The organism is Lysobacter sp. SCRH-1R, from assembly GCF_057747855.1.
In genome coordinates, this window is sequence record NZ_CM173227.1 from 2,916,880 (window position 1) to 2,935,309 (window position 18,430).

Below are 18,430 nucleotides of genomic sequence, written 5' to 3' on the forward strand. Positions count from 1 at the left end.
CGCGATGTCGTTGATCCTCGATGCCCTGCGCAAATCCGAAGCCGAACGCCGCCGCGGCGAAGTCCCCGACCTGCGCGCGGAACTCCCGCCGCCGGGCCGGCCGCCAGGTGGACCGCGCGGTCGCGGGCCGTTCTGGTTCGCCGGGATCGCGGCGCTTGTCGTGGTGATCGCGGTGGCGTGGTGGTTGTGGGACCGCCCCGCGTCCGCGCCCGAAAGCGCGCCCGCGGTGACGCAGGACGAAGCGCCCGCGCCGACGGCGATGACGGACGTAGCGCCGTCGGAAGTCGCCACCCTGCCGCCAACGAACGCGCCCGCGCCGGCGCCGCTTCCCAGACGCCCGGTGCCGGGCGCTCCGCCGGAACCGGTGCAGCCCGTCGAAGGCGACGTGTATGCCGGCGCGTCCGACATCGCGACGGTCCGCCCGACGCCGCCGCAGACCACCGCACCGACCGCGCCCTCCACGCCGGAACCGGTCGCACCCGCGGGGACCGTGGATCGCTACGAGCAGGCCATCGCGAATGCGACGCCGGCCTCGCAACCGGCGCGCGCGCCCGCAGCCGTGCCGGCACCGGTCGAGCCGATGCCCATGCCGCCGCCCGCCACCGGTGCGCCGGTCGGTCTGTCGGACCTGTCGCCCGGCGAACGCGAGCAGTTGCCGGCGCTGAAGATCAGCATGCACATGTTCGGCCCGACGCCGGCGCAGCGCTTCGCGATCATCGACGGGGCGCGCGTGGGAGTGGGCGATCGTGTCGGCGAAGCGGTGGTGGAGGAGATCGCGCCCGATGGCGTGGTCCTCAACTGGCACGGCCGCCGCCTGTCCCTGCCCCTGCGCTGACGGTTGCGCCGGGCGCGGCGGCAGCGGACCATCCGCCTGTCCGACCAACCCGGGGTACCGCCATGAACAGCAGCACCCAGCAAGACATCGGCAAGCTGATCCTCCGCATCGCGCTCGGCGTACTGGTTTTCCTGCATGGGCTGAGCAAGCTCGAAGGCGGTCTCGACGGCATCTTCAAGCTGGTCGAAACGCAGGGCTTCCCCGCGTTCTTCGCCTACGGCGTGATCATCGGCGAGGTGATCGCACCGCTGCTGGTCATCACCGGTTTCTTCTCGCGCATCGGTGGCATCCTGATCGTCATCAACATGCTGTTCGCGCTGTACCTGGTGCACCTGGGCGACATCGGCCACCTCAACGAACAGGGCGGCTGGGCGATCGAACTGCAGGTGATGTTCCTGGCGACCGCGGCGGCGATCGCGCTGCTGGGACCGGGAAGGTGGGCGTTCAACCAGCGGTGATCGCACCGCGATAGTCGGCCCAAAAACACCGGGCTCTTGTAGCCCGGGTAAGCGAAGCGCACCCGGGAGCTCGCGGCTTCCCCGACCCGGGTGCGCTTCGCTTACCCGGGCTACAAAAGATGTACCTGGTGTGCCTGGCGACATCGGCCACCTCAACGAACAGGGCGGCTGGGCGATCGAACTGCAGGTGATGTTCCTGGCGACCGCGGCGGCCATCGCGCTGCTGGGACCGGGAAGGTGGGCGTTCAACCAGCGGTGATCGCACCGCGATAGTCGGCCCGAAAACATCGGGCTCTTGTAGCCCGGGTAAGCGAAGCGCACCCGGGAGCTCGCGGCTTCCCCGACCCGGGTGCGCTTCGCTTACCCGGCTACAAAAGCTGTACCTGGTGCCCTGGCGACATCGGCCACCTCAACGAACAGGGCGGCTGGGCGATCGAACTGCAGGTGATGTTCCTGGCGACCGCGGCGGCGATCGCGCTGCTGGGACCGGGAAGGTGGGCGTTCAACCAGCGGTGATCGCACCGCGATAGTCGGCCCAAAAACACCGGGCTCTTGTAGCCCGGGTAAGCGAAGCGCACCCGGGAGCTCGCCGCCTCACCGACCCGGGTGCGCTTCGCTTACCCGGGCTACAAAAGCTGTACCTGGTGTGCCTGGCGGCATCGGCCACCTCAACGAACAGGGCGGCTGGGCGATCGAACTGCAGGTGATGTTCATGGCGACCGCGGCGGCGATCGCGCTGCTGGGACCGGGAAGGTGGGCGTTCAACCAGCGGTGATCGCACCGCGATAGTCGGCCGAAAAACACCGGGCTCTTGTAGCCCGGGTAAGCGAAGCGCACCCGGGAGCTCGCGGCTTCCCCGACCCGGGTGCGCTTCGCTTACCCGGGCTACAAAAGCTGGATGACGGCGGCGGTTCGCCTTACATCCGCCCCACCCGGAACTTCCTTCCCTTGATCTTCCCCTCGCGCAGGCGCGTCAACGCCTGCGCCGCCTGCGCGCGTGCGACCGCGACGTACGAACGCGTCGGGAATACATCGATCTTGCCGACCGCATCGGCCTTCAAGCCGGCGTCGCCGGTCAGCGCGCCGAGGATGTCGCCGGGGCGCAGCTTGTCGGTGCGGCCGGCGTCGATGCGCAGCGTCACCATCGCCGCGGGAGGAACGTTCGACGGCTTGCCCGACAGCGGCGTCGCCTTGTACCAGGCGAGCGGCGCGCCCTGTCGTTCCTCGATGGCGGACACGCGTCCCTGCTCGCGCGGCCCCACCAGCGTCAGCGCGAGGCCGTCGCGGCCGGCGCGACCGGTACGGCCGATGCGATGCACGTAGGTGTCCGCGTCGCTGGGGACGTCGAAGTTCACCACCATCGCCAGCTCCTTCACGTCGAGCCCGCGCGCGGCGACGTCGCTGGCGACGAGCACGTTGCAACTGCGGTTCGCGAAACGCACCAGCACCTCGTCGCGATCGCGCTGCTCCATGTCGCCATGCAGCGCCAGCGCGGTGAAGCCGTAGTGCGAGAGCGAGCCGGCCACCTCGTCCACGTCGCGGCGCATGTTGCAGAAGACCACGCACGATTCGGGCTTCTCCTGCAGCAGGAGCGCGGCCAGCAGCTGCGTCTTGCGCGGAGGGTCCACTTCGTAAAACCGCTGCTCGATCGCGGCGTGACGTTCGCCGCCTTCGACGGTGACTTCCGCCGGATCGCGCAGCATCGCGCGGCTGATTTCGCGCACGGAATCGGGGAAGGTCGCCGAGAACAGCAGGCCCTGGCGCGAGGCGGGCGTGGCGCGCACGATCTCGCGGATCGGCTCCTCGAAGCCCATGTCGAGCATGCGGTCGGCTTCGTCGAACACCAGCGTGCGCAGCGCGGACAGGTCCAGCGCGCGCTTGCGCAGCAGCTCCTGCAACCGGCCCGGCGTGCCGACCACGATCTGCGGCGCGTGCTGCGCCAGCGAGTCCAGCTGCGGCTGCAGCGGCATGCCGCCGCACAGGATCGACAGCTTCAGGTTGGGGATCGCGAAGGCGAGCTTGCGCAGCTGGCGGCCGACCTGGTCGGCGAGTTCGCGCGTCGGGCACAGCACCAGCGCCTGGGTGGCGTTCGCGGCCGGATCGAGCCGGTGCAGCAGCCCCAGGCCGAACGCGGCGGTCTTGCCGCTCCCGGTGGGCGCCTGCGCGATGAGGTCGCGGCCGTCGAGGATCGCCGGCAGCGCATGCGCCTGCACCGGCGTCATCCTCGCGTAGCCCAGCGCCTGCACGCCCTGCAGCAGCGCGGGCGTCAGCGGGAGGCGGTCGAACGCGGCGTCGGAGGCCGCGGAATGGGGAGACTCGGTCATGCCGCCATGATCGCAGCTGCCGGCGTGAATGCGCCACGCCGCGGCGATGACTATGCTCGCGGCATCGGCCAGAAGGCTCTCCGGGGCGCGCCATGGACACGACCGCCGTCGCCAACGACCCGCAGTTCGCGCACATCCGCATCGTGCTGGGCATCGTGCTGGGCCTGGCGCTCACCACGCTGCTCAAGGGCATGGCGAAGTTCGTGCAGCATCCCGGGCGCGAACGCATCTACGGCGTGCACCTGGCATGGGCGCTGTCGATGTTCATCCTGCTGGTGCACTTCTGGTGGTGGGAATTCGGCCTGGTGCGCGTGCACCCGTGGAGCTTCACCTCGTACGCGTTCCTGATCCTCTACGTGGTCGTGCTGTTCCTGCTGTGCACGCTGCTGTTTCCCGACGACCTGGCCGACTACAGCGGCTGGCGCGATTACTTCCAGTCCCGGCGCAGCTGGTTCTTCGGGATCATGGCCGCGCTGTACGTGATCGACTTCATCGACACGCTGATCAAGGGCAAGCCGTATTACGAGCACTTCGGCATCGAATACCCGATCCGCAACGGGTTGCTCGTGGTGCTGTGCCTGGTCGCGATGAAGGTGTCGAACGAACGGTTCCACCGGGCGTTCGTGGCGTTCGCGATCGTCTACGAGCTGTCGTGGATCTACCGGCTGTACGATTACCTGCCATGACCACCGACATCGCCGCGCCCTGGTTCGTCTACCTGCTGGAATGCCGCGATGGCAGTCTGTACACCGGCATCACCACCGACGTCGCGCGCCGCTACGCGCAGCACGTGGCCGGCAAGGGCGCGCGATACACGCGATCGCGTCCGCCGGTGCGGTTGCTGGGGCAGTTCCCGCATCCGGACCGCGCATCGGCCAGCCGCGCCGAACACGCGATCAAGCAGCTGCGGCCCGAGCAGAAGCGCGCGCTGTGCGCGGGCGGATGAGCGGCGTATCCTGAGCGCCCTCGCCCGCCGGCCCGTTCCATGCAGCACATCGATTTCGAACTCGACCGCGACCACGTAGAACTCAACCAGCTGCTCAAGCTGGTGGGCCTGTGCGACAGCGGCGGCGCGGGCAAGGCGATCGTCGCCAGCGGTGCGGTGACGGTGGACGGCGAAGTCGAGCTGCGCAAGACCTGCAAGATCCGCGCGGGCCAGGTGGTGGTCGTGGACGAGGTGGAAATCCGCGTGGTGCAGGCGTGAGAAGCGAGAAGGGAGAAGTGAGCGAGTTGTTCCTCCTCGCTTCCCGCTCCTCCACACTCGCTCCTGCTCCACTCACACGAGCATCGAAAGCAGCTTCTGCAGCAGCTCGTCCATCGGCATGACCAGCAACACGAGCGGCAACAGCGGCAGCGCCGTCGCGCCGACGAACTGCAGCAGGATCCAGCGCTGCACCGGCACGGTGCCCATGCGGTTGGCGGTCGCGTAGACGGCGGTGAGATCGGCCAGCGCGGAGGAGTCGCCCGCGTTGAGGATCGGCGCCGCATCGCGCCGCGCGCGTCCCAGCCAGCGGTTCTCGAATTCCTCTGCCGTGTCGGTGCCGAGCGCGCCGTACGCCAGCAGGCTGTTGCGCTTGAGCGCGGCGAGTTTCGGCGTGAGCAACAGCAGCGGCGCGAGCAGGAGCGCGATCGCCATCACCACGTAGGCGCCGAGCACGACGTGCAGCGCGCTCAGGCGCACGCCGAGGTAGTCCATCTCCACCGCGCAACTGCCGGCGACGAGCAGCCCGCCCGCGAACGGAAGCACCAGGAACGACGCGTGCGCGTAACCGAGGAAACCGACGCCGCCGCAGCCGTCGGGATGTGCCGCGTGCAGCGCCAGTTCGAGCCGCGAGAACCGCGCGAGCAGGCACACCCACAGCGTGAAACGCCACAGCCACAGCAGCACGAGGAAGCGGAACACCGGGAAGCCGACCCACGTCAGCCACAGCCCCGCCGGCGTGAGCTGCGCGCCGTCGTTGCGCCAGCTGGTGACCTGTTCGTACAGCGGCAACGTCGGCGCGATGAACGCACCCGAGACGGCGATGGCGAACAGGAGCAGTTCGGGCCACACCGCATCGCGCCAGCGGCGCAGGCGTTCCAGCGCGCGCTCGAACTTCGCCTGGTCGCCGGGTTCCACCAGGCTGCGCAGATGGTCCAGCGCACGCCACATGCGTTCGTCGGCGAGCGGCGCGGCGAGCACCAGCGCCGGCATCGCGATGGCGAAGCGTGCCCAGACGTTGTAGTCGCGCCCCAGCGGCACGGTCGCACCGGCGAGCAGGCGCCCGTCGAGCGCCGACAGCACCGCGACCGGCACCAGCACGACCATCAGCAGCGCGAACGCGACCCAGGGCGCGTAGGCGCGCTCGGTCCACGGCGCGCCGCCGGCATGCGTGAGCCGGTACAGCAGCCCTCCGCGCATCAACGAGTAACGCTCGTCCATGGCGCTCCCACGTCTACGGGTGGATTGCGGCGAACAGTAGCAGGCGCGGGTGGAGGGCGTGAGAAGCGGGCTTTTCCGCGGCCTTCCGTCAGAACGGCTTGGCGAGCACCAGGAACACGATCGCCACCAGCAGCAGCACCGGCAGTTCGTTGAACCAGCGCAGCGCCCTGGACGACGGCAGCGCGCGGCCCGCGTCGACGCCCTTCAGCCAGCGCCCGGCGACGGTGAAATGCACGAGCATCAGCACCACCAGCGCGAGCTTCGCGTGCAGCCATCCGGCGCCGGGACCGACCATCGTCGGGAAGCCCGGGAACACCCTGTAGCCCAGCCACAGCACCAGGCCGAACACGAAGGCCATTCCGAACATCATGTGCCCGAAGCGGTACAGCCGCCGGCCCATCAGCACCAGCCGCGCACGCACCGCCGGTTCGTCGCCGGCTTCGGCCAGGTTGACCAGGATGCGCGGGAGGTAGAACACGCCGCCCATCCAGGCCATCACGAACACGAGGTGGGCGGTCTTGATCCAGAAATAGGCCATGGGTTCCTCGACGGGAGCGGATTCGCGAACGGCGCATAGGATTGCACAGGGTGGAGGTGCTCGAGCCGCCGGCGTCGCGGTGGTCGGACGGTAAAATCCGGCCATGAGCAAACACTACGACCAGGCCTACTTCGAACGCTGGTACCGCGATCCGTCGAAGAAGGACCACGCCGTCGGCAGCGCCGCGCGGCTCACCCGCAAGGTGGCGCTCGCCGTGGCCACCGCCGAATACCATCTCGAACGCCCGATCCGCACCGTCCTCGACATCGGCTGCGGCGAAGGCGCATGGCGCGCGCCGCTGCTGAAACTGCGGCCGAAGGCGTCCTACCTCGGCTTCGACAGCAGCGAGTACGCGGTGCGTCGCTTCGGTGCGCGGCGCAACGTGCATTTCGCGCGCTTCGCCGATTTCGCCCGGCTGCGCCCCTGCCCGCCGGTCGACCTGCTCGTGTGCAGCGACGTCATGCATTACCTCGACACGCGCGAACTCGATCGCGGCCTGCCGGGCGTGGCCGAGTTGTGTGGCGGCGTCGCGTTCCTGGAAACCTTCACCGGCGAGGACGAGACCGACGGCGACGACGTCGGCTTCCATCCCCGGCCGGCGCGCTTCTACCGGCAGCGCTTCGCGAAGGCCGGCTTCGTGCCGCTCGGGTCGCACCTGTGGCTCTCCCCGGCGCTGTCGGACCGGCTGGTCGCGCTGGAACGACCCGCCTGAACCGCCCTGCCCGAGCCGGACGCCGCCTGTTAACCCGCCGCTCCGGCGGTTCCGCTATGCTGCGCCGCAGCATGCGGCCCGCCCGGGCCCGCCACGGATTCGAACCGATGCTCTACCAGATGCACGAACTGGGCCGCGCGTGGATGGCCCCGATGACGTACTGGGCCGAAGCCTGCGCCAAGATGTTCGGCCAGCAAGGCGGCTGGCTGTCGTCGCTGCCCGGTGCCGCGCAGACCGCGGCCGGCTGCGAGCTGCTGTACCGCATCGGCAAGGATTACGAGAAGCCCGAGTTCGGCATCCATTCCATCGACATCGACGGCACCGTGTATCCGGTGATCGAGCGCGAGATGGCGCGCAAGCCGTTCTGCCGCCTGCTGCGCTTCAAGCGCTACGCCGACGATGCCGGCAACCTGCGCGACCTGAAGGAACAGCCGCCGGTGCTGGTCGTCGCGCCGCTGTCGGGCCATCACGCGACGCTGCTGCGCGACACCGTGCGCACGCTGCTGCGCGACCACAAGGTCTACATCACCGACTGGATCGACGCGCGCATGGTCCCGGTGGCCGACGGCGAATTCTCGCTCGACGACTACATCGCGTACGTGCAGGACTTCATCCGCCAGATCGGCGCCGACACGCTGCACGTGGTGAGCGTGTGCCAGCCGACGGTGCCGGTGCTCGCGGCGATCTCGCTGATGGCCGCGCGCGGCGAGACCACGCCGCGTTCGATGGTGATGATGGGCGGCCCGATCGACACGCGCCAGAATCCGACCAAGGTCAACGACCTGGCCACGCACGAACCGCTGTCGTGGTTCGAGGACAACCTGATCCAGCAAGTGCCGGCGAACTATCCGGGCCACGGGCGTCGCGTGTATCCGGGTTTCCTGCAGCACGGCGGCTTCCTCGCGATGAACCCCGAGCGGCATTTCCAGTCGCACTGGGACTTCTACATGCACCTGGTGAAGGGCGACCTGGAAGACGCCGCCGCGCACCGCCGCTTCTACGACGAATACAACGCCGTGCTCGACATGCCGGCCGAGTACTACCTGCAGACCGTGCGCGTGGTCTTCCAGGACCACCTGCTGCCGCGCGGCGAGTGGGACGTGGACGGCGAGCGCGTGGACCCGTCGAAGATCCGGCGGACCGCGCTGCTCACCATCGAGGGCGAACTCGACGACATCTCCGGCCAGGGCCAGACGCGCGCCGCGCACACACTGTGCACGGGCATCGCCGAGGCTGATCGCGAACACCTCACCGTGCAGGGCGCCGGCCATTACGGCATCTTCAGCGGCCGACGCTGGCGCACGCAGGTGTACCCGCAGGTGCGCGATTTCATCGCCCGCCATGCTGAACGAGGCGTTCCGGAAGCGACTTGACTCATCGGCCCGGCGCCCTGAGAACATGGGTTTCCCCCGAACGAGGAAACCACCATGGACTGTCCCGTCTGCCGTGGCGTGAAGCTGGCGATGACCGATCGCCAGGGCATCGAGATCGACTACTGCCCGCAATGCCGTGGCGTCTGGCTGGATCGCGGCGAACTCGACAAGCTGATCGAGCGTGCGTCGGCCGATACGGCTCCGCAGGTAACACGTGCCGCGCCGCCTCCGCCGCCGGTGCACGACCCGCGCGGCCATGGCCATCACGACGATCGCTACAAGGGCGAATACAAGTCGGACTACAAGTACCGCAAGAAGAAGAACCTTCTTGGGGAGTTGTTCGATTTCTGAGCGGGTGCGGCGCAAGGCGTCGCGGTCGCGTATGCCGTTGCCTTGGCCGTTGCAGCCCGGGTAAGCGAAGCGCACCCGGGGCAACGCTGCGATGACGCCTGACCCGGGTGCGCTTCGCTTACCCGGGCTACAACGGCTGCGCTACAAACGCGAGCGCACCTCACGCCCGCAGCTGCGTGAACTCCTCCGCCGTCACCGGATGGCCCAGCCAGTAGCCCTGCGCGAAATCGCACCCGCGTTCGCGCAGGATCGCGTACTGGCCTTCCTTCTCCACGCCCTCGGCCACCACCAGGATGCCCAGCGAATGCGCCATCGCGATGATCGCCGTGGTGAGCGCCAGGTCGTCCGGGTCGCGCAGCACGTCGGCGACGAAGCTGCGGTCGATCTTCACCCCGTCCACCGGCACGCGGCGCAGATGACTCAGGCCGGAAAAGCCGGTGCCGAAATCGTCCAGCCACACGCGCACGCCCATGCCGCGCAGTTCCGACAGCAGCGCGCTCGCGTGCAGCTCGTCGCCGATCACCGCCGTCTCGGTGAGTTCCAGGTGCAGCAGGTCGGCGGCCAGGCCGGTGTCGCGCAGGCAGGCCGATACCACTTCCGGCAGGTCGCCGCTGCGCAGCTGGCGCGGTGAGACGTTCACCGCGACGAACATCGGCTCCGGATCCCTGCGCGTCTTCTGCCACGCGACCGCGTCGGCGCACGCGGCGTGCAGCACCTGCGGACCGAGCGCTTCGATCAGTCCGCTCTGCTCGGCCACGTCGATGAACACCGACGGCGCGACGAAGCCCAGTTCCGGATGGCGCCAGCGCAGCAGCGCCTCGGCGCCGATCATCGCGCCGTCGACGAGGCGGAACACCGGCTGGTACACCAGGCTCAGTTCGCCGCGATCCCATGCGCCGCGCAGTTCCTGCTCCAGGTGCACGCGCCGTTCCACCGCCTGGTTCATCGCGCGACTGTAGAAGCGGAAGCAGTTCTTGCCGGCGACCTTCGCCTGGTACATCGCGATGTCGCCGTTCTTCATCAGCGTGGTGCCGCTGGCCGCGTCCTCGGGGAACAGCGTGATGCCGATCGACGTGCCCAGGAACACCTGCCGCCCCTGCACGTCCACCGGCTTGCCCAGATCGACCACCAGCGCCTCGGCGAGCTTCGTCGCCAGCGTGCGCACCTCATCGTGCGGATCGTCCGCGGCCTGCACGAGGATCACGAACTCGTCGCCGCCGAAGCGCGCCAGCAGCGCGCCCTCGCCGCCCACGCGCGCGACCGCGTCCTCGATGCGGTGCGCGCATTGCAGCAGCACCTCGTCGCCGGCGTCGTGGCCGAGCGTGTCGTTGACGCGCTTGAAGTCATCGATGTCGGCGAACAGCAACGCCAGTTGGCGGTTGTTGCTCTGGCCCAGGCGTTCGTCCAGCGTTTCGCGGAACGCGAGGCGGTTCGCCAGTCCGGTCAACGCATCGGTGTAGGCCATGCGGCGGATCTCGCGATCGTGCCGCGCCAGGCTCCGGCTCATGCGGTCGAACGCGCGCATCAGGTCGCCGACTTCGTCGTTGCGGCCGTCGGCGGGCGTGGTGGTGTCGAAGTGGCCGGCTTCGATTTCCTGCGCCGATTCGGCCAGGCGGCGGATCGGCCGCACCAGCAGACGCTGGATCAGCCACAGCGACAGCGCGCCGAACACCAGCAGGCCGGTGCCGAGCAGGCCGATCCAGATCACGTGCCGCTGGCCGAGCGTGTCCAGCCGCCCGCGCAGCGTGCCGACCGCATCGTCGTGCAGGCGCCGCATCGCCTGCATGTCGTAACCGATGCGCACGCCGCCGACACGCTGCTGGCCGATCAGGATCGGCATCGAGACATCCATGACCTGTTCGTCGAACTGCGTGTGAAGCGCGCGCGACGCGATGACTTCGTCCGCCATCGCATCGTCCATGCGATGGCCGTACGGCGCGATGTCCTCGCTGCCGTCGTGCACGACCTTGCCGTCGCGGTCGAACACGATGACGTAGCGCACGTCCGGCGCGGCCAGCGCGGAACGCGCGAGCGCGCCGACCGCGTCCAGGTCGGAGTAATACAGCGGATTGGTCAGCGCGCTCGCGAGCTGCGTGACCGCGACCTCGCCATGGCGACGCAGGTTCTCGCCGATCATCGTGCGCATCGCCTGCCGGCTGACGCCCTCGACCTCGCGGCGCATCTGTTCCTGCCGGTTGAGCAGCAGCGCGACCAGCGCGAACACGACCAGCAGCGCCACGCCCATCAGGACGAGGAAGCGCGCCTGCAGGCCCATGCGCAGTTTCATTCGACCTCCGCGCGCACGCGGGCCACGCCGTCGGAGATGCGGTCGAGCGCCCTGCGCGATCCGGCATCCACCGGCATGAAGCGCGTGGTGTTGAAAAAGCGCATCAGCGCGTCGCCGGCGTCCGGATCGCCCGCCGCGTCCAGCAGCACTTCGCGCAGGCGCGCTTCCACGCGCGGATCGAGGCCGTCGCGCACCATCTCCACCGCGCGCGGGTAGTCGGCGGTCGCGCCGATCACGGTCAGGTCGTCGCGGAACGCGGGCGGCATGCGCTGCGGGTTCGCCCAGTCGAGATTGCTCATGACGCCGACGTCGGCCAGCCCCTTGTGCACCCAGGTCGAGATGTTCAGCTCCGACCAGGCGAACAGGTAGCCGACCGCGTCGCGCTCGATGCGGTCTTCCGGGGAGAGCAGGATCTCCAGCGCGAAGCCGCGCCGCAGCAGTTCGGCCGCCGGTACGAAGTAGGCGCTGGTGGAACTGGGGCGCTGGAAGGCGATGCTGTGGCCGCGCAGGTCGTCCAGCGAGGACAGCCCGCTGTCGCGCCGCGCGAAGAAGATGCTGTGGTAGTGGCTGACGCCATCGCGTTCGGTCAGCGCCAGCGTCCGCGCGCCGCCGCGCTGGCGGAGCAGCATCGCGGTGCCGGTGGTTTCGGTCACCCAGTCGACCCGGCCGCGACGCAGATAACTGGCCATCTGCTGCGAGTCCTTGGCCATGAGGATGCGGCCCTCGCGGATGCCGACGTCGGCCAGGCGCGGCACCACGTAGTCCAGCAGCGGCTTGAGCTGCTCGTAGTGTTTCTTGGGATCGTCGCTGATGCGGCCGAGCACGAGCACGCCCGCGTCGTCGGCCGCCTTCGCCGGAAGCGCGACGGCGGCGGTGGCCAGCAAGCACAGGATCAGCAGGACGTTACGGCGCAGGCTGGCGATCAAGAACGACGATCCATCGGGATGCCGCCGGGCAGCGTAATCGAAAGCCCGCCGGGCCGGAACGGCAAACCGACGGGCGTCACGCAGATCAGCGTTTTGATCCGGCGAGCATCGCCATGCGCTGGGCGTCGGCGAGGATGCCGCGCAGGATCCGCACCTCGCGCGCGTCCAGCCCGGCGCGCAGGTAGAGCCGGCGCAGCTTGCGCATCGCCGATTCGGGCGCGCGGCCCTTGTGGAAATCGATCGCGTCGAGCGTCTGCGCCAGTTGCGCGAAGAAGCCTTCCATCTCGGCGTGCGAGGCGGGCGGATCGCGGCGTTCGCCGGCTGCGTCCATGGCATCGCCCGACGACGCGTCCAGCAGCGCCAGGCGCAACTCGTAGCTGAGCACCTGCACGGCGGCGGCGAGGTTCAACGAGCTGTAGTCCGGGTTGGCCGGAATGTGCACCGACGCATGGCACAGCTGCAGCTCGTCGTTGGTCAGGCCAGTGCGCTCGCGGCCGAACACCAGCGCCACCTCGGCGCCGGCCGCGGCCTCGGTCACGCTGCGGGCCGCCGCATCGCGGGGCAGCAGTTCCTCCAGTTGGACGCGCCGGCTGCGTGCCGTGCAGCCCAGGACCAGGCGGCAATCGGCGACGGCGTCGGCCAGCGTTTCGCAGATCAGGGCATCGCCCAGGACGTCGTCGGCGCCCGCGGCCAGGGCGTAGGACTCCTCGTTGGGGCGCTTTTCCGGCGCCACCAGGACCAGGCGCGCCAGGCCCATGGTCTTCATGGCGCGGGCGGCCGAGCCCATGTTGCCCGGGTGCTGGGTGCCGACGAGGACGATGCGCAGGCGCTGCGCGGCCGGATGGGAAGGATTCACGGATCTGGATTCGGAACTCATGGCGCGCAATGGTAAACTCCGCGCCCCGGCCGCAGCGCCGGTGCCGCTCTTTCACCCCCGCCAGTCCATCCTCTCCCCGTCCCCCGAACGAGGCCCTTCGCCCATGCAGAAACCCGCCGTCACCCTCATGGTCAAGGCCGCCCGTGCCGCCGGCAACGTCCTGTTGCGCCACATGAACAAGCTCGACGCGCTGAACGTCGTCGAGAAGGACCGGATGGACTACGCCAGCGAAGTCGACGGCCTGGCGGAGAAGGAGATCATCCGGGAATTCCGCCGCTCCACGCCCGACTACGCGATCCTCGGCGAGGAAAGCGGTTCGATCGGCCACAACCGCTTCACCTGGGTGATCGACCCGCTCGACGGCACCAGCAACTACCTGCACGGCATTCCGCATTTCTGCGTGTCGATCGCGCTGGTGGAGAACGGCGAGCCGATCCACGCGGTGATCTTCGACCCGCTGCGCAACGACCTGTTCACCGCCAGCCGCGGCAGCGGCGCGACGCTCAACGAGCGCCGCATCCGCGTGACCGAGCGCAAGGACCTCAATGGCGCGATGGTGCTGACCGGCTTCCCGCCGCGCGAGCGCGCGCGCGTGTCCGCGCAGCTGAAGACCATCGACAACCTGCTGCTGGAGGCGGAGGACATCCGCCGCACGGGTTCGGCGGCGCTGGACCTGGCCTACGTCGCCTGCGGTCGCGCCGATGCGTATTTCGAAGCCGGCGTGAAGCCGTGGGACATCGCCGCCGGCGTGCTGCTGGTGCGTGAGGCCGGCGGCAAGGTCACCGACTTCCGCGGCCGGAGCACCGGCCCGATGGACAACCGCGGCCTGGCGACGCGCCAGATCGTCGCCGCGAACCTGAAGGTGTGCGACGCCCTGCAGCAGAAGATCGTCAACACGGGGTATGCGGCGGCGTTCGATCAGGCCTGATCGCCGCTCGGTGTCGCATGCGTCACGGAGAAGCCGCGCGATGCGCGGCTTTTCTGTTTCGTGGGGGGGAAATGGCCGCGTTGCGTCCTGCGACACCCGCGCCTTGCTGTTGTAGCGCGGGTAAGCGAAGCGTACCCGGGACGCGCGGCAGCCTCCCCGCGTGCGCTTCGCTTAACCGTCATCCCGGCGAAGGTGAAGTACTGCGCCGGAGACGGAATGCCCCATGCAAGGGGCAGTGCGCACGCGTTACGAGGCGACCCGCACGCCACGAAGCCGGATTCCGTCCAGCCACTCCCGCACCCGCGCGATGACCCGATCGGCATGTTCCCGGTGCGGCACATGGCCGCAGCCCTCGAGCTTTTCGATCTCCGACGGCCCACCGCACAGCGCGACGATGCGCTCCGGATGTCGCATCGAACCGAATTCGTCGCGATCCCCGTGCAATGCGAGCAGCGGGCAGCGCACGCGACGCAGTTCCCCGTCCAGCGTCCATGTCGCGAAGCCGGGCGCCAGCCACGTGTCCGTCCACGCATGCAGCACCCACTCCGCCTTGTCGCCGTGGTAACGGCGCAGGCGTTCGATGCGCCCGGGCTGCGCGAAATCCGCCTTCGCCGCAACGACGCCCTGCACCGTGCGGTCCTCGACGAAGGCCTGTGCCGTTTCGGTGACGACACCGTCGCAGTGCGAGGCATGCGTCGCCGCGCACGCCACGGCCATGCCGCCGCCGACGCTGTGGCCGAAGGCGATGAAGCGGTCGAGCCCCAGGCTCTCGCGCACGCGCGCGAAGGTGGCCGTCGCCTCGCGCGCGATGAAGTCGGCGGCGAGCGTTCCCGGATGCGGATCCGAACGCCCGAAACCGAGGCGGTCGTAGGCGATCACGCGCCGCCCCGTGGCATCGCACAGGCGTCGCGGGAAATCGCGCCAGGTCTCCACGCAGCCCAACGAATCGTGCAGCAGCACGATCGGCGGCCGCGCTTCGACGCTGCCCGTCTCGGGTTCCCATCCACGGCAGAAGACGCGGCCTTCGCCCGTGTCGATCAGGACGTCGCGATGCGGTCCGCTCACAGCGCGTCGTTCGCTTCGTGCGTCACGAGCGCGCGCCGAACCATTCGCCCAGCGGCACCAGCACCTGTGCCTCGCGCGGGCGTTGCAGCAGCGGCTCGATGAGCGCGTCGTACTGCACGCGATACGGCTTCATCTGGTTGCGCAGGAACGCCTCGACACCAGGCTCGGCCCAGCGCTCGTACAGCGTGAACTGGTTCGGATCGGACGCATCGACGTGCAGGTGGCAGGACACGAATTCAGGCTCCTTCGCCATGGCCTGCGCGATGTCGTCGAACGCGCGCCTCCATGCGTCCACGCATTCGGGCTTCACGTGCAGCTTCACGTAGAAGACGAGGTCGTCGTTGGCCATGCGGGGGGCTCCGTTCGCGGGAATGGCCCGATTGTCCCGCAGCCGCGCTTTGCCTTTCCAGCCGGCTCCGGCACGCCAAAGAGAAAGGGCCGCGATGCGGCCCTTTCCAAAACCACGTTGCGATGGATCCGTTACGGCCGGCGCGCCAGCGCCGCCTCGTCCTTCGCCTTCGGCATGAGGTCCTGCTTGCTGACCTTGAACGGCCCCAGCGACAGCATTGGCACCGCGACGAAGATGGAGGAGACCACCACGACCACCGCGCCGATCATGTGCGTCAGCGCCAGGCCTTCCATCGACGAACCGCCGTACAGGTACAGCGCGAACGCCGACAGGAAGAACATCACCGCCGTGATCACCGTTCGCGACAGCGTCTGGTTGATCGAACGGTTCAGCACTTCCATCGAGTCCACGCGCAGCGTGCGGAAGTTCTCGCGCACGCGGTCGAAGACCACGATGATGTCGTTGATCGCGAAGCCCATCACCGACAGCAGGCCGGCCAGCACGGTCAGGTCGAACTCGCGGCCGGTGCCGTAGACGTAGGCGGCGGTGACGATCAGGTCGAAGAACGCCGTCAGGCTCGCCACCACCGCGAACTTCCATTCGAAGCGGAACGCGATGTAGATCAGGAAGCCGATCAGCATGAACAGCGTGGCGTAGATGCCGTCGCGCACCAGGTCGGCACCGACCTGCGGGCCGACGAACTCGCTGCGCAGCACGCGCGCCGGGTTCTCCGCGGTGGACACGGCCTTGACCACCTGGTTGGCGATCGAGTTGCTGCCGGTGGCGTTGTTGCTCTCGCCATGCGGCTGCAGGCGGATCATCAGGCCGTTGCCGCCGCCGAAGGCCTGCACCTGGGCGTTCTCGAAGCCGGCGGTGGCCAGCTGCTCGCGGACGCTGTCGACGTCGGCCGGACGCTCGAACGTGGTTTCCACCAGCGTGCCGCCGGTGAACTCCAGCGCGTAGGCCTCCTTGCGGAAGCCGAACGTGGCGATGATCACCAGCGATGCGACGAACAGCAGCACCGTGATCGCCATCGACACGTAGCGCGTACGCAGGAAGTCGATCCTGGTGTCGTTCGGGATGAGATGAAGCGGGAAAAGTTTCATTGTTTCGTTCTCACCCGGTCAGATGGCCACGGACTTGAGCTTCTTGCGGTTGCCGTAGATCAGCTGCGCCAGCGCGCGCGACACGGTGATCGCGGTGAACATCGAGGCGAAGATGCCGATGATCATCGTCAGCGCGAAGCCCTTCAGCGGGCCGGTGCCGAACACGTACAGCGCCACGCCCACGATCAGGCCGGTGAGGTTGGCGTCCATGATGGTGCCGCCCGCCTTCTCGTAACCGGCCGCGATCGCCGCCTTCGGCGGTACGCCGTGGCGCAGCTCTTCGCGGATTCGCTCGTTGATCAGCACGTTGGCGTCGACCGACAGACCGACCGACAACGCCAGGCCGGCGAAGCCCGGCAGCGTCATCGTCGCGCCGAACATCGACATCACCGCCACCACGATCAGCAGGTTCATCAGCAGCGCGACCGAGGTGATCACGCCGAACATGCGGTAGTAGATGGTGAAGAAGGCCAGGGTGAACACGAACGCGTAGACGACCGCGGTGATGCCGCGCTCGACGTTCTCCGCGCCCAGGCTCGGGCCGATGATGCGCTCCTCGACGAAGTCCATCGGCGCGGCCAGCGAGCCGGCGCGCAGCAGCTTGGCGAGGTTGTCGGCTTCGGTCTTCTCCAGGCCCGTGGTCTGGAAGTTCTTGCCGAACACGCCGGCGATGCGCGTGGGCGACAGCGCTTCCTCGCGCACGCGCACGCCGCGCACTTCCTTGCCGTCGACCATGGTCACGGTGGGGATGCGCTCGATGTAGACCACCGACATCAGCTTGCCGACGTTCTCGCTGGTGAAGTCGAACATGCGCTGGCCCGCGATGCTGTTCAGCGTGATGTCCACCGCCGGCAGGCCGTTCTGGTCGACGCCGACCTTGGCGTTGACCATCTGGTCGCCGGAGGCCAGCACGCGCTTGCTCAGCAGCACCGGGGCGCCGGTGTCGCGGATGGTGAACAGCTTGGCGCCCGGCGGCACGCGGCCGGTGGCCTTGGCGTCCATCGCGTCGCCATCGACGACCGCGCGGAATTCCAGCGTCGCGGTGGCGCCGATCAGGCGCTTGGCCTCGGCGGTGTCCTGCACGCCGGGCAGCTGCACGACGATGCGGTCCTCGCCCTGGCGCTGGATGATCGGCTCGGCCACGCCCAGCTCGTTCACGCGGTTGCGCAGCGTGGTGATGTTCTGCTCGATCGCGCTGGAGGCGATCAGGCGCAGTTCGGCTTCCGGGATCGTCACCACCACCGTGTTGCCGCTGACGTCGTAGCTGAGCGTCGGCATCAGGCGGGCGAGTTCGTCGCGCGCGCGCCCGGCGGCGTCCGCACCGGCCTCGGCGGCCAGCGTGGCGACGATGGTGTTGTTCGGGCGACGCTCCACCGACTGGTAGGCGATGCGCGCGTCGCGCAGGCTGACGCGCATGTCCTCGGCGTAGGCGTCCATGCGCTTGTCCAGCGCGGCGCGCTGGTCGACCTGCATGACGAAGTGCACGCCGCCCTGCAGGTCCAGGCCCAGCACCATCGGCTTGCCGCCGAGGTTGGCGAGCCAGTCCGGCACGGTCGAGGCCAGGTTCAGCGCGACGGTGTAGTTCTCGCCCAGCGTGGTGCGCAGGGCGTTGTTCGCCTTGCTCTGCTCGGCCAGCGAGGTCAGGCGCACCATCAGGTTGTCGCCCTCGATCTCCACCGAGCGCGGCGTGACGCCGGCCTTGGCCAGCTCGGCCTTGACGCGGCTGCGCAGGGCATCGTCGAGCTGGCCGCTACGGTTGGCCGTGATCTGTACGGAAGGATCCTTCTGGTAGGCGTTGGGCAGTGCGTACAGCACGCTCAAGCCCAGGACGAGCAGGATCAGGAAATATTTCCACTTAGGAAATTCAAGCATCGCGGCA

The 18,430-nt window shown here is 68.8% G+C and carries 21 protein-coding genes; 11 read left to right on the forward strand and 10 right to left on the reverse strand.

The features are described 5' to 3' along the window. Positions 1-4: 4 nt before the first annotated feature. From AC3ANK_RS13285 to AC3ANK_RS13300, 4 genes are all read left to right on the forward strand, one after another. Positions 5-835 (forward strand): general secretion pathway protein GspB, encoded by an 831-nt coding sequence (locus AC3ANK_RS13285; RefSeq protein ID WP_484171398.1) that lies wholly within the window; start codon positions 5-7, stop codon positions 833-835. A 62-nt stretch (positions 836-897) separates the two neighbouring features. Next, positions 898-1,293, forward strand: coding sequence for a DoxX family protein (locus tag AC3ANK_RS13290; RefSeq protein WP_206861234.1), 396 nt, complete (start codon positions 898-900; stop codon positions 1,291-1,293). A 130-nt stretch (positions 1,294-1,423) separates the two neighbouring features. Next, positions 1,424-1,552, forward strand: coding sequence for a hypothetical protein (locus tag AC3ANK_RS13295; RefSeq protein WP_484171399.1), 129 nt, complete (start codon positions 1,424-1,426; stop codon positions 1,550-1,552). Between the two features lie 387 nt (positions 1,553-1,939). Further along, positions 1,940-2,068, forward strand: a complete 129-nt coding sequence (locus AC3ANK_RS13300; protein WP_484171400.1) for a hypothetical protein — start codon at positions 1,940-1,942, stop codon at positions 2,066-2,068. Between the two features lie 142 nt (positions 2,069-2,210). Here AC3ANK_RS13300 and dbpA read toward each other — a convergent pair whose 3' ends face one another. Then, positions 2,211-3,617, reverse strand: a complete 1,407-nt coding sequence (gene dbpA / locus AC3ANK_RS13305; protein WP_484171401.1) for an ATP-dependent RNA helicase DbpA — start codon at positions 3,615-3,617, stop codon at positions 2,211-2,213. Positions 3,618-3,709: 92 nt separating this feature from the next. Here dbpA and AC3ANK_RS13310 point away from each other — a divergent pair, with 92 nt between their 5' ends. From AC3ANK_RS13310 to AC3ANK_RS13320, 3 genes are read left to right on the forward strand one after another with little or no spacing between them, the layout of a single operon-like run. Beyond that, the gene (locus AC3ANK_RS13310) at positions 3,710-4,303 is read left to right on the forward strand and encodes a hypothetical protein (RefSeq protein WP_484171402.1); all 594 of its coding nucleotides are present in this window, start codon (positions 3,710-3,712) and stop codon (positions 4,301-4,303) included. Beyond that, positions 4,300-4,563, forward strand: coding sequence for a GIY-YIG nuclease family protein (locus AC3ANK_RS13315; protein ID WP_484171403.1), 264 nt, complete (start codon positions 4,300-4,302; stop codon positions 4,561-4,563). Before AC3ANK_RS13310 ends, AC3ANK_RS13315 begins: the two co-directional genes overlap by 4 nt. Before the next feature lie 39 nt (positions 4,564-4,602). Then, a complete protein-coding gene (locus tag AC3ANK_RS13320; RefSeq protein WP_206861238.1) occupies positions 4,603-4,821 on the forward strand; it encodes an RNA-binding S4 domain-containing protein in 219 nt (72 codons plus the stop codon). A gap of 72 nt (positions 4,822-4,893) precedes the next feature. Here the strand turns inward: AC3ANK_RS13320 and AC3ANK_RS13325 are convergent, their stop codons facing one another. Continuing rightward, positions 4,894-6,039 (reverse strand): hypothetical protein, encoded by a 1,146-nt coding sequence (locus AC3ANK_RS13325; RefSeq protein WP_484171404.1) that lies wholly within the window; start codon positions 6,037-6,039, stop codon positions 4,894-4,896. Between the two features lie 88 nt (positions 6,040-6,127). Beyond that, on the reverse strand, positions 6,128-6,577 hold the full coding sequence (locus AC3ANK_RS13330) for a CopD family protein (RefSeq protein ID WP_206861240.1): 450 nt from the start codon (positions 6,575-6,577) through the stop codon (positions 6,128-6,130). A gap of 103 nt (positions 6,578-6,680) precedes the next feature. On the opposite strand from AC3ANK_RS13330, the gene AC3ANK_RS13335 reads away from it, so the two are divergent. The 3 genes from AC3ANK_RS13335 to AC3ANK_RS13345 all read left to right on the forward strand — a co-directional run bounded on the left by AC3ANK_RS13335 (position 6,681) and on the right by AC3ANK_RS13345 (position 9,013). After that, positions 6,681-7,289 carry a class I SAM-dependent DNA methyltransferase gene (locus AC3ANK_RS13335; protein ID WP_206861241.1) on the forward strand — a complete coding sequence of 203 codons (609 nt, stop codon included), beginning with the start codon at positions 6,681-6,683 and terminating at the stop codon, positions 7,287-7,289. A gap of 107 nt (positions 7,290-7,396) precedes the next feature. Further along, positions 7,397-8,662, forward strand: coding sequence for a polyhydroxyalkanoate depolymerase (locus AC3ANK_RS13340; RefSeq protein WP_484171405.1), 1,266 nt, complete (start codon positions 7,397-7,399; stop codon positions 8,660-8,662). A 54-nt stretch (positions 8,663-8,716) separates the two neighbouring features. After that, positions 8,717-9,013, forward strand: a complete 297-nt coding sequence (locus AC3ANK_RS13345) for a TFIIB-type zinc ribbon-containing protein (RefSeq protein WP_484171406.1) — start codon at positions 8,717-8,719, stop codon at positions 9,011-9,013. 160 nt (positions 9,014-9,173) lie between these two features. Here AC3ANK_RS13345 and AC3ANK_RS13350 read toward each other — a convergent pair whose 3' ends face one another. The 3 genes from AC3ANK_RS13350 to AC3ANK_RS13360 form a co-directional block, all read right to left on the reverse strand. Next, positions 9,174-11,300: a putative bifunctional diguanylate cyclase/phosphodiesterase gene (locus AC3ANK_RS13350; RefSeq protein WP_484171407.1), complete on the reverse strand. Its 2,127-nt coding sequence runs from the start codon at positions 11,298-11,300 to the stop codon at positions 9,174-9,176. Continuing rightward, positions 11,297-12,223, reverse strand: coding sequence for a phosphate/phosphite/phosphonate ABC transporter substrate-binding protein (locus AC3ANK_RS13355; RefSeq protein WP_484172884.1), 927 nt, complete (start codon positions 12,221-12,223; stop codon positions 11,297-11,299). Before AC3ANK_RS13355 ends, AC3ANK_RS13350 begins: the two co-directional genes overlap by 4 nt. Positions 12,224-12,311: 88 nt before the next feature. Further along, positions 12,312-13,103, reverse strand: a complete 792-nt coding sequence (locus AC3ANK_RS13360) for an RNA methyltransferase (protein ID WP_484171408.1) — start codon at positions 13,101-13,103, stop codon at positions 12,312-12,314. 103 nt (positions 13,104-13,206) lie between these two features. Here AC3ANK_RS13360 and AC3ANK_RS13365 point away from each other — a divergent pair, with 103 nt between their 5' ends. Beyond that, entirely contained in the window at positions 13,207-14,031 is an 825-nt protein-coding gene (locus AC3ANK_RS13365; RefSeq protein WP_206861246.1) for an inositol monophosphatase family protein, read from the forward strand. 246 nt (positions 14,032-14,277) lie between these two features. On the opposite strand, the gene AC3ANK_RS13370 is transcribed toward AC3ANK_RS13365, so the two are convergent. The 4 genes from AC3ANK_RS13370 to secD all read right to left on the reverse strand — a co-directional run bounded on the left by AC3ANK_RS13370 (position 14,278) and on the right by secD (position 18,423). Next, positions 14,278-15,096, reverse strand: coding sequence for an alpha/beta fold hydrolase (locus AC3ANK_RS13370; RefSeq protein WP_484171409.1), 819 nt, complete (start codon positions 15,094-15,096; stop codon positions 14,278-14,280). A gap of 22 nt (positions 15,097-15,118) precedes the next feature. Beyond that, a complete protein-coding gene (locus AC3ANK_RS13375) occupies positions 15,119-15,445 on the reverse strand; it encodes a putative quinol monooxygenase (protein WP_206861248.1) in 327 nt (108 codons plus the stop codon). A 131-nt stretch (positions 15,446-15,576) separates the two neighbouring features. Beyond that, a complete protein-coding gene (secF, locus tag AC3ANK_RS13380) occupies positions 15,577-16,551 on the reverse strand; it encodes a protein translocase subunit SecF (RefSeq protein WP_484171410.1) in 975 nt (324 codons plus the stop codon). Positions 16,552-16,569: 18 nt separating this feature from the next. Further along, the gene (gene secD / locus AC3ANK_RS13385; RefSeq protein ID WP_484171411.1) at positions 16,570-18,423 is read right to left on the reverse strand and encodes a protein translocase subunit SecD; all 1,854 of its coding nucleotides are present in this window, start codon (positions 18,421-18,423) and stop codon (positions 16,570-16,572) included. Positions 18,424-18,430: the final 7 nt, after the last annotated feature.

Bases quoted from the DNA above. Each gene is read 5' to 3' on its own strand.
- AC3ANK_RS13315 (WP_484171403.1), top strand. From the start codon at position 4,300: ATGACCACCGACATCGCCGCGCCCTGGTTCGTCTACCTGCTGGAATGC.
- AC3ANK_RS13375 (WP_206861248.1), bottom strand. From the start codon at position 15,445: ATGGCCAACGACGACCTCGTCTTCTACGTGAAGCTGCACGTGAAGCCC.
- AC3ANK_RS13335 (WP_206861241.1), top strand. From the start codon at position 6,681: ATGAGCAAACACTACGACCAGGCCTACTTCGAACGCTGGTACCGCGAT.
- AC3ANK_RS13360 (WP_484171408.1), bottom strand. From the start codon at position 13,103: ATGAGTTCCGAATCCAGATCCGTGAATCCTTCCCATCCGGCCGCGCAG.
- AC3ANK_RS13310 (WP_484171402.1), top strand. From the start codon at position 3,710: ATGGACACGACCGCCGTCGCCAACGACCCGCAGTTCGCGCACATCCGC.
- AC3ANK_RS13350 (WP_484171407.1), bottom strand. From the start codon at position 11,300: ATGAAACTGCGCATGGGCCTGCAGGCGCGCTTCCTCGTCCTGATGGGC.
- AC3ANK_RS13345 (WP_484171406.1), top strand. From the start codon at position 8,717: ATGGACTGTCCCGTCTGCCGTGGCGTGAAGCTGGCGATGACCGATCGC.
- AC3ANK_RS13290 (WP_206861234.1), top strand. From the start codon at position 898: ATGAACAGCAGCACCCAGCAAGACATCGGCAAGCTGATCCTCCGCATC.
- AC3ANK_RS13325 (WP_484171404.1), bottom strand. From the start codon at position 6,039: ATGGACGAGCGTTACTCGTTGATGCGCGGAGGGCTGCTGTACCGGCTC.
- dbpA (WP_484171401.1), bottom strand. From the start codon at position 3,617: ATGACCGAGTCTCCCCATTCCGCGGCCTCCGACGCCGCGTTCGACCGC.
- AC3ANK_RS13285 (WP_484171398.1), top strand. From the start codon at position 5: ATGTCGTTGATCCTCGATGCCCTGCGCAAATCCGAAGCCGAACGCCGC.
- secD (WP_484171411.1), bottom strand. From the start codon at position 18,423: ATGCTTGAATTTCCTAAGTGGAAATATTTCCTGATCCTGCTCGTCCTG.
- AC3ANK_RS13330 (WP_206861240.1), bottom strand. From the start codon at position 6,577: ATGGCCTATTTCTGGATCAAGACCGCCCACCTCGTGTTCGTGATGGCC.
- secF (WP_484171410.1), bottom strand. From the start codon at position 16,551: ATGAAACTTTTCCCGCTTCATCTCATCCCGAACGACACCAGGATCGAC.
- AC3ANK_RS13340 (WP_484171405.1), top strand. From the start codon at position 7,397: ATGCTCTACCAGATGCACGAACTGGGCCGCGCGTGGATGGCCCCGATG.
- AC3ANK_RS13320 (WP_206861238.1), top strand. From the start codon at position 4,603: ATGCAGCACATCGATTTCGAACTCGACCGCGACCACGTAGAACTCAAC.
- AC3ANK_RS13365 (WP_206861246.1), top strand. From the start codon at position 13,207: ATGCAGAAACCCGCCGTCACCCTCATGGTCAAGGCCGCCCGTGCCGCC.